The organism is Butyricicoccus sp., from assembly GCF_050872565.1.
Classification (GTDB): Bacteria; Bacillota; Clostridia; order Oscillospirales; family Butyricicoccaceae; genus Butyricicoccus_A.
This window is the reverse complement of record NZ_JBNMHC010000194.1, coordinates 1-4,296: the sequence shown is the minus strand read 5'-3', so window position 1 is coordinate 4,296 and position 4,296 is coordinate 1. Positions and strand designations below refer to the sequence as shown.

Sequence of the window (4,296 nt, the reverse complement as noted above, 5' to 3'; positions counted from 1 at the left end):
ATGGGCACCTGTCAGACGCCAATGGGAGCCTTTTTGCTCGACCTCGGCTTACAGACTCTGCCGCTTCGTATTCGTCAGCACAGCAAAAACGCGCTGGAAGTTGCCCAGTTCTTAGAGCAGCAGCCGGATGTAGAATTTATCAATTATCCAAACCTGCCGTCCGACAAATATCACGCGCTGGCGCAGAAATACCTGCCGGAAGGCACTGCCGGTGTCATCTCGTTCTCTATCAAGGGCGGCCGCGCCCGCGCTGCGAAGTTTATCGACAGTCTGAAGATGATTTCGCTGGAAGTACATGTTGCGGACATTCACAGCTGCATTCTGCACCCAGCGACGGCAACACATCGCCAGCTCAGCGATGAGCAGCTGGTTGCCTGCGGCATCACGCCGGGTCTGGTGCGTCTGTCTGTCGGTCTGGAGCATGTCGACGACATTCTCGACGATCTGAAGCAGGCATTCGCCGCGATTGCGCAATAATTCCTATTTCCCTGCATAAGAAAATGCCATCCGAGAAAATCGGATGGCATTTTTTAGACATTTGTGACGTATTCTGTCCTCAATCAGCCGGTGATAACCAGATACTGAGACAACATGCTAGCTGCCTGTGCACGAGTAGCAACACCCTTCGGCTGGAGATACAGCAGACCATTTTCCGGAACGCCATTGATGACGTGACGGCGGTTAGCCCAGATCATTGCGTTCTTTGCCCAAGCGGAAACATCCTTGAAGTCCGGATGCGTCGGCAGGGTGTAGTTGATAATTGCCGGGCTACCGGAAGCCTGATACAGAATAGTTGCAAACTCTTCACGAGTTACATTTCTATTCGGACGGAAAGTGCCGTCTTCATAGCCGCCGATAACGCCTCTCTGTGCTGCCCACTGTACAGCATCATAGTACCAAGCATTCTTATCTGTGACATCGGAGAATGCCGGTGCTGCGTTCTTGTTGTAGTTCTTGTTGCTGGAACGGTTATACATAGTCTGTACCACCATAGCGCGGTTGAAACCTGCTTCCGGTGCAAACTTGTCAGCAGCAACGCCAACCATAACATCGTTGTTGTATACGAACTGTACGCCAGCTACATACCAAGCGTCTGCCGGTACATCCGTGAACACCTTAGATACCGGTGCCTTCAGAGATGCTTCTTCAGACTTAGATACTTCTGTCGTATCTGCCGCAAAAGCACCAACAGACAGCACAGCCGTCATGCATCCTGCCAGCAGCAGACTCATCAATCTCTTCTTCATAAGAGCCACTCCTCTCAGCGTTTAATAAACGCTCCGTTTAAATTATTTATATTATATAAAATTTAATCGTGTTTGTCAATTGATATGCCTGATTCTGTCTATCTTTTTATGCACCATGCGTCATACAATGTCGAAAAAGGCTTTTCCGTTCGCTGTCGTAATTTCTTCGACTTCTTGTACAGATAATCCCTTAAAATTCGCAATCTGTTCTGCGACGCGATGAACAAACAGCGAGCTGTTGCGCACGCGTCCTTCTGCGAGCCGCTCCGGCTCCGGCGTCAGATATGGACTGTCTGTCTCAATCATGATGCGATCCATCGGGATTCCCTCGATGACGCGGCGCGCCTTTTTCGCTCTGCCATAGGTAATCACGCCGGTAAACGACAAATTCCATCCCAGCTTGAGAATTTCCTTTGCCATCTCCAAACTGCCGGAATAGCAGTGATAGACACCCTTCAGATCTGCATAGTCTTTTACGATGTCAAAGCAGTCCTCATGGGCATCGCGGTCATGGATAATGACCGGCAATTTCAGCTCCCGCGCCAGCTCTAGTTGTTTGCGCAGCAAGAGCTTCTGCTGTTCGCGCGGCGGCGTGGTCTCCGGAGAACGCTTTTCCCAATAATAATCCAAGCCAATCTCTCCGATTGCCTTGACCTTCGGGTCTGCCGCCAGCGCGCGAATGATGGTAAGATCTGCATCTGTGACGTCAACGCTGTATTCCGGATGAATGCCGACAGCGGCATACATAAAGTCATGGGTATGCGCCAGCTGTACCGCGGTTTTCGATGTCTCTACATCACAGCCCGGATTGAGAATCAATCCGACGTTATGCTCCTGCATCGACGAAAGCAGCTGCTCTCGATCCGCATCAAACCAGCTGTCATCATAGTGTGCATGGGTATCAAACAGCATATGTGTTTCCTTTCTTACTGATTCAGGATACGCACCGCCGTACCGTAGGCAATGACCTCCGCAGCGCCCGCCATTACCTGTGACGAGCCATACCGCACGCCGATGATGGCATCCGCACCCAGTGCCTTTGCCTCATCCACCATGCGTTTGACGGCAATCTGCCGTGCCTCTTCCAGCATCTGCGTGTAGCCGACGATCTCTCCGCCGACCAGCGTTTTCATGCCCGCCATAAAGTCTTTTCCGACATTCTTGGTCTGAACGATGGTTCCCTTTACCATTCCCAATGCTTCAATTTCTGCATTCGGAATATACTCAATACTTAGCAGCTTCATCTTCTTCTCCTCCTTGAATCTCTTTGAGTCTGCTGCGCAGAGCAGCCAGCACGCCAACCATGATAACCACCGGAACACCGATGCCAATGCCCAATACCGGAAGCGGCATCTCCTCCTGCGTACTCACCCACAAAATAAGGGCAATCACGGCAAGCATCACACCAATCATAAACGCTGCACCGAGTACGGCACCGTTTCTGCGTTTTTTCTTTACATCGGTTGTGTTGACATCCATAAAGCTGGTTCCCTCCTTTTCCAGATGCTCCATCTGTTCCAAACAAAGCTCCGCATCCAGAGATTCCAGAGATGTATTTTCCCGCATCAGCATCTCGCAGAATTTCGTCATCTGATCGAGATCTCGCTTCTGCCTTTCATACTGCGTCATCTGCCGTGAAAGGCAGGTATCCAGCCGAAGCGTTCCGGCAAACAGTGCCCGAATATCTTCCAGCGGAATCGACAGCTTACGCAGCAGGCGAATCTGCTGCAGTCTGCGGACATCCTCCATATGATATTCGCGGTATCCGTTGTCCGCCCGCGCCACCTGCAGTAACCCCTGTTCTTCATAGAACCGGATATTTTTGCGGGTGATGCCGACCAGCTCCTCTACCTGCTTGATCTTCATCGGAAATCCTCCCTGTGTTCTCTGTTTTCTTTGTTATACAGCTTCCACAAGGTGGAAGGTCAAGAGATTGGTTCAAAAAAAGAGAAAAATTTTGAGATACAGAAGGCTCGAAAATCCCCGCTGGGAATCATCGAGCCTTCCTGTCATCCTTCCATCAGAAGGAATGTTTTGTTTATCTGATCTTGCAGCCAGACGGAATGCCGTCTGCAAAGACAACCTGTACGCCGTCCGGCGTATCTGCTGCCAGAATCATGCCCTGGCTTTCTACGCCGCGCAGCTTTGCCGGTTTCAGGTTGGACACAACGATAACCGTCTTGCCGACCATTTCTTCCGGCTTGTAGTACTCGGCAATGCCGGATACGATCTGACGCTTCTCTTCGCCCAGCTCAACCTGCAGGCACAGCAGCTTGTCCGACTTCTTTACCGGCTCACAGGACAGAATCTTTGCGGTCTTGAGTTCGACCTTGGCAAAATCGTCAATGCCGATCATAACGCCTTCGAGATTCTTCTCCTCTTTCTTTGCTGCCTTTTCTGCCTTCTTGGCAGCCTTTTCTGCTGCCTTCTTCTGCTTTGCCATGCGGTCTTCCAAGAATGCCAGTTCCTTGTTCATGTCAATGCGCGGGAACAGAGCAGCACCCTTGTGTACGGTAACTGTCTGCGGCAGCGAGCCATATACACCGGCAGTCTCCCAGTTGTATACATCCGTATCTGCACCGATCTGCTCACGAATCTTCTCGGCAGAATCCGGCATGTACGGAGTCAGCAGGATGCCGCAAATGCGGATGGTCTCCAGCAGGTTGTACATGACGCGAGCCAGACGCGGCTTGTTTGCCTCATCCTTTGCCAGTACCCACGGAGCGGTCTCATCAATGTACTTGTTTGCACGAGAGACAACCTTGAAGATCTCAATCAGGCCATCCTGGAATGCGTAAGACTCCATGATGTCGTCATACTTATCACGCAGAGCGGAAGCCATCGAAACCAGCTCATCATCCAGCGGATCTGCGGTCTGCTCTGCCGGCAGGGTGCCGTCAAAGTACTTCTCAACCATAGACACGGTACGGGAAACCAAGTTGCCCAGATCGTTTGCCAGATCCGAGTTGATGCGGTTAATCAGTGCCTCATTGGAGAATGCACCGTCGGAACCGAACGGGAACTCGCGCATCAGGAAGTAACGCAGGGT

Annotated in this window: 6 protein-coding genes; 1 reads left to right on the top strand and 5 read right to left on the bottom strand. The window is 51.4% G+C overall.

Annotated elements, in window-relative coordinates:
* Positions 1 to 477 (top strand): PLP-dependent transferase (locus tag ACR0P9_RS08420; RefSeq protein WP_432619163.1); only part of this gene is annotated, 477 nt, incomplete at its 5' end.
* A gap of 83 nt (positions 478 to 560) precedes the next feature.
* Here ACR0P9_RS08420 and ACR0P9_RS08415 read toward each other — a convergent pair.
* The 5 genes from ACR0P9_RS08415 to metG form a co-directional block, all read right to left on the bottom strand.
* Positions 561 to 1,247, bottom strand: coding sequence for an S-layer homology domain-containing protein (locus tag ACR0P9_RS08415; protein WP_432619161.1), 687 nt, complete (start codon positions 1,245 to 1,247; stop codon positions 561 to 563).
* Between the two features lie 120 nt (positions 1,248 to 1,367).
* On the bottom strand, positions 1,368 to 2,159 hold the full coding sequence (locus tag ACR0P9_RS08410) for a TatD family hydrolase (RefSeq protein ID WP_432619159.1): 792 nt from the start codon (positions 2,157 to 2,159) through the stop codon (positions 1,368 to 1,370).
* 14 nt (positions 2,160 to 2,173) lie between these two features.
* Positions 2,174 to 2,491: a YbjQ family protein gene (locus ACR0P9_RS08405; protein ID WP_432619157.1), complete on the bottom strand. Its 318-nt coding sequence runs from the start codon at positions 2,489 to 2,491 to the stop codon at positions 2,174 to 2,176.
* A complete protein-coding gene (locus ACR0P9_RS08400; protein WP_432619155.1) occupies positions 2,472 to 3,113 on the bottom strand; it encodes a MerR family transcriptional regulator in 642 nt (213 codons plus the stop codon). The genes ACR0P9_RS08405 and ACR0P9_RS08400 overlap by 20 nt, the downstream gene beginning before the upstream one ends.
* Positions 3,114 to 3,285: 172 nt before the next feature.
* On the bottom strand, positions 3,286 to 4,296 hold a 1,011-nt coding region (gene metG, locus ACR0P9_RS08395; protein ID WP_432619153.1), incomplete at its 5' end, for a methionine--tRNA ligase subunit beta.

Coding starts and splice junctions, on each gene's coding strand:
- ACR0P9_RS08405 (WP_432619157.1), bottom strand. CDS start 2,491: ATGAAGCTGCTAAGTATTGAGTATATTCCGAATGCAGAAATTGAAGCA.
- ACR0P9_RS08415 (WP_432619161.1), bottom strand. CDS start 1,247: ATGAAGAAGAGATTGATGAGTCTGCTGCTGGCAGGATGCATGACGGCT.
- ACR0P9_RS08410 (WP_432619159.1), bottom strand. CDS start 2,159: ATGCTGTTTGATACCCATGCACACTATGATGACAGCTGGTTTGATGCG.
- ACR0P9_RS08400 (WP_432619155.1), bottom strand. CDS start 3,113: ATGAAGATCAAGCAGGTAGAGGAGCTGGTCGGCATCACCCGCAAAAAT.